The sequence below is a fragment of the Oleiphilus sp. HI0123 genome, assembly GCF_001635315.1.
Window position 1 is genome coordinate 1 of record NZ_LWGE01000747.1, and the last position, 4,401, is coordinate 4,401.

4 protein-coding genes are annotated in these 4,401 nt (G+C 45.6%); 3 read left to right on the top strand and 1 reads right to left on the bottom strand.

Annotated elements, in window-relative coordinates; translation table 11 throughout:
- Positions 1-1,479, top strand: a 1,479-nt coding sequence (locus tag A3761_RS06640; RefSeq protein ID WP_068750005.1) for a hydantoinase/oxoprolinase family protein, incomplete at its 5' end; no start/stop codon positions are given.
- A 91-nt stretch (positions 1,480-1,570) separates the two neighbouring features.
- Positions 1,571-2,767, top strand: a complete 1,197-nt coding sequence (locus A3761_RS06645; protein WP_068508775.1) for a fatty acid desaturase — start codon at positions 1,571-1,573, stop codon at positions 2,765-2,767.
- A 1-nt stretch (position 2,768) separates the two neighbouring features.
- Here A3761_RS06645 and rsmD read toward each other — a convergent pair whose 3' ends face one another.
- On the bottom strand, positions 2,769-3,428 hold the full coding sequence (gene rsmD, locus A3761_RS06650; protein ID WP_082865499.1) for a 16S rRNA (guanine(966)-N(2))-methyltransferase RsmD: 660 nt from the start codon (positions 3,426-3,428) through the stop codon (positions 2,769-2,771).
- A gap of 162 nt (positions 3,429-3,590) precedes the next feature.
- Here rsmD and A3761_RS26155 point away from each other — a divergent pair.
- Positions 3,591-4,401 (top strand): signal recognition particle receptor subunit alpha (locus tag A3761_RS26155; protein ID WP_197472907.1); only part of this gene is annotated, 811 nt, incomplete at its 3' end.

Consider the following 4,401-nt stretch of genomic DNA (forward strand, 5'->3'; position numbering starts at 1 on the left):
AAAGCCCTGGAAGGTGACTATTTCGTCTCGCGCTCATCTTTTGTTTTACCAAAATATAAAGAGTACGAACGTGGTATAGCAACCTGGTTAAATGCATCCCTTGGCCCAAAAGTAAAAAACTATATTGATCACTTGATCGAGCAACTAAACGGCTGCCCTGTCTCAATCATGCAATCTTCAGGGGGAACCATTGCTGCTGAACAAGCCGCTTTACGATCTGTAAATCTGCTTTTATCCGGCCCGGCTGGCGGATTAGCCGCCGTTCGTCATATCGGTGAACAGTGTCACTTACCCAAGATCATGAGTTTTGATATGGGCGGCACATCAACCGACGTCGCCTTAATGGATGGCAACTTTGAACTAAGCGATGAAGGTAGCATTAATGATTGGCCGGTCGCGATACCAATGTTAAAAATGGAAACCATCGGTGCTGGCGGCGGCTCTATTGCCTGGATAGACGAAGGAAATATGCTACACGTCGGCCCTCAATCTGCGGGTTCCGCACCTGGCCCAGTTTGTTACAACAAAGGCGGAACTCAAGTAACTGTGACCGATGCCAATCTAGTTCTAGGGCGCATACGTGCAGATGCTTTCTTAGGTGGCGGTATGTCTCTTGATATAGCCTCAGCAGAGAGCGCGCTAGACACGCTAGCCAGCAAACTACAAATGAGCAGGCTTCAATTGGCAGAAGGAATCATAGAACTTGCGGAACAACAAATGGTAAAAGCCCTTCATGCCATTTCTATTCAGAAAGGGCACAACCCTAATGACTTTACCTTATGTTGCTTTGGCGGCGCTGGGGGTCTGCATGTCTGTTCCTTAGCTGAAAAACTCAATATGAAAAGTGCCATAATTCCCCAGAATAGTGGTGTCCTCTCGGCCTACGGCATGCTCAAAGCTCAAAAACAACGGCAATTTACCAAGACACATATTATTCAGTTAGATGATATTTCCCATCACCAACTGGAACAGCTGTTTGAAGGTCTCGAGTCACAAGGAACGAAAGAACTAAAATTAGAACAAGTAGGCAGGCAAACTATCCGATCAGAACGCTCTTTGGATCTTCGTTACCAAGGCCAGAGCTTCACTCTGAATATCCCCTTTTCTGCAGATCAAACCCGCAATATTGCAGACTTATTTCATCACAGCCATCAACAACACTATGGGCACCAACTCACTAATACCGCGGTTGAGCTCGTGAATGTTTGCCTTAGTCTGACAATTGAAACTCAGCAAAGTAATGATGTTATATGTACTGAAGTGCAAAATGATGCCACCACACAAGTCATTCAACTTCCTTCGATAGAAAAAGAAGTGACAATTCTTCAGCGAGAAGCGATCAAAGAAGGTGAAACCATAATAGGGCCTGCAATCATATTGGAAAAGGTTTCGACAACCTGGCTAAAAGAAGGATGGTGCGCAAAGATAGATCAGTTTCAGCATCTCGTGTTAAAAAAGCACGAAGTTATTGTGCAATAAACGAGCTGTCATACTCTAAAATATCATTGTTTGTGATAGCATATAAAACTAACGCGTGTCAGCTAGAATTTATAGGAGTGAGGTGAAGTAAATGTTTGACTGGTGGATAAACGGTATTCTCGATTTAAGTGTTGGGCAGAAAGTCATTGCAACGATAATTCTGACTCAAATCACCATCGCCAGCGTCACACTTTATCTACACAGACACTCAGCTCACAACGCTCTCGACCTGCATCCTGCACTTAAACACTTCTTCCGTTTCTGGATATGGCTGAGTAGTGCTCAAAATACCAAAGAGTGGACCGCTATTCACCGGAAACACCACGCAAAATGTGAGACAGATGAAGACCCACATAGCCCTGTTGCGAAAGGCCTAAAAACAGTTCTACTAACGGGTGCTGAGCTCTATAAAGAAGAGGCTGCCAATGCCGAAACCTTAAAGCGCTACGGTCAGCGAACACCTGATGATTGGTTAGAAAACAAGATCTATACCCCTCATAAGATGAAAGGTGTAGTACTGATGGGCGCTATCGATATTTTCTTCTTCGGCCTGGCAGGTATTACCATTTGGGCGATTCAAATGATGTGGATCCCGGTATTTGCTGCGGGTGTTATCAATGGTGTCGGCCATGCAATCGGCTACCGGAACTTTGAGTGTAAAGATGCCTCCCGTAACATCAGCCCCTGGGGCTTTTTTATTGGTGGCGAAGAACTTCACAATAATCACCACACTTATCCCAACTCCGCCAAGCTATCTGTTAAACCCTGGGAATTCGACATCGGCTGGTTTTATATCAGAATATTAAGCGCCCTTGGTTTAGCAAAAGCACGCAATATCCCACCTAAGCCAATAAAAGACAGTCACAAGCTGGAGCTTGATAAGGATACGGTGATGGCAATTATCCACAATCGCTTTTATGTTTTATCCCAATACCATAAGAATGTCATGATTCCGGTTATCCAAGCACAAAAAGCCAAGATGCAGGAACAAGAAAAAATTATGTTTAAAAAGGCCAAGAAGCTTCTCGTTAGAGAAGAAAATTTGGTTAAAAGTACTGAGAAAAGCCGAATCAATGAAATGCTTGACCACGACGTGATGATCAAGACCATTTATGAGATGAGCCAGGCTCTTCAAGATATTTGGAAAAAACACCCCGGTAGCCGCTTTCAAGAAAAGTTAAACGAGCTTTCTGAATGGTGTAAACAAGCTGAAAAAAGCGGCATCGAAAGCCTCGAAGAATTTGCCAAAAGTTTAAGACATTACTCTCTAAGTGCTGCAAAAGCCTAGATCAGATCTGGTCGCTAGCTTGTCGTTGATACAATTGATAACTGACTTGCCCGGCGACCTTTTCTTTCATCAGTTGCCAATCTTTCGGAATTGCAGGTAAAACGCCTTCTTTTTCCTGCTCCAGATAAATCACCGCCCCTTTAGCGAGTATCTCTGACTCCTCGATAAGTGCTAAAGTCTCTGTAAGTAAGCCTTTGCGAAAGGGTGGATCGAGAAAGAGTATATCAAAGGCACCTTGTTGTTTTGGACTCGCTTGAAGCCAAGTCAATGCGTCGAGGCACTCCACCACAGCTCGCTCAGCAGCCCCCCCTAATAGCGCGTAGTTTTCCTTAAGGCTCGAGGCTGCCTGACTACTTTTCTCAATAGAGCATAGCTCACCAGCGCCGCGTGAAAGCGCCTCGAGGCCTAAAGAACCACTGCCAGCAAATAAATCCAATACTCGGGCGCCGGGTAGATAAGGCATTAACCAATTAAACACCGTCTCTTTCACTCGGTCTGTCGTTGGGCGAAGACCTTCAAGCGCCGGAAAGTTTAATCGACGACTACGCCATTCACCGCCAATAATGCGAAAAGAGCCCGTTTGCGAGCTATCTATACGATTATTTTTACCATATGGCCGAGATTTTTGTCCTCGATGGTTTTTTTTAATCCTGGCTGGCATTAGAATTTCCTGTTATGTCATGCATATTATCCAAAGCACTCGAAAAAGCTCGCTTGTTTAGACGGATCCGTGCATTGTAAGTGAATTTTAGCCTCGCCGTTGCGATCTTTTTCAAAGAGAAATTATAACGGCATGAATCAAATACCTTAAGTTGTTCATATTATGCAAACAGAAATTTTATACTCTTTGGTCACCCTTGGCGTCATTGCACTCCTAATAGCAATCGATCTGATTCGCGCCAGACATAACCAAACCAAACCAAAGAAGGTTGAGCGCCAAGCACACCCCGAAACTAAAACGGTTCGCCCGCTGAATGAGTCTGCGCTGACTTCAGCCGAACCGGAAGCAGCACCTGAGCCTGAACCAACACCAGCGCCAAAACCAGAACCGGAACCAGCACCTGAGCCAGAGCCAGAGCCAGAGCCAGAGCCAGAGCCAGAGCCAGAGCCAGAGCCAGAGCCAGAGCCAAAAAGCTTTTTTGGCAGAATTAAGTCTGGCTTGAGCCGCACACGAGGCCGCCTATCGGGTGGTTTAAGCGAACTCATCATGGGCAAAAAGCAGATCGACGACGAGCTGCTTGAAGATATAGAAACACTACTTCTAACTGCTGACGTTGGTATTGAAGCGACTTCTGAAATTATCAATAAAATTACCGAAAGTGCCGACCGAAAAGAACTGAAGGACGCCGATAGCCTGCACGCTGTACTCAAGGACGAACTAAGCGGTCTGCTTAAAGCTAGCCATTCACCTTTAGAAATAAAGACTGGTGACTCTCCTTTTGTCATTCTTGTTGTGGGTGTCAACGGCGTGGGTAAAACAACCACTATTGGCAAAATGGCCAAGCGTTTCCAGAGCCAGGGACATTCTGTCATGTTAGCAGCAGGCGATACCTTCAGAGCTGCAGCAGTTGAACAGCTACAGGTTTGGGGTGAGCGCAACAATGTGCCTGTTGTTGCCCAACACACCGGCGCCG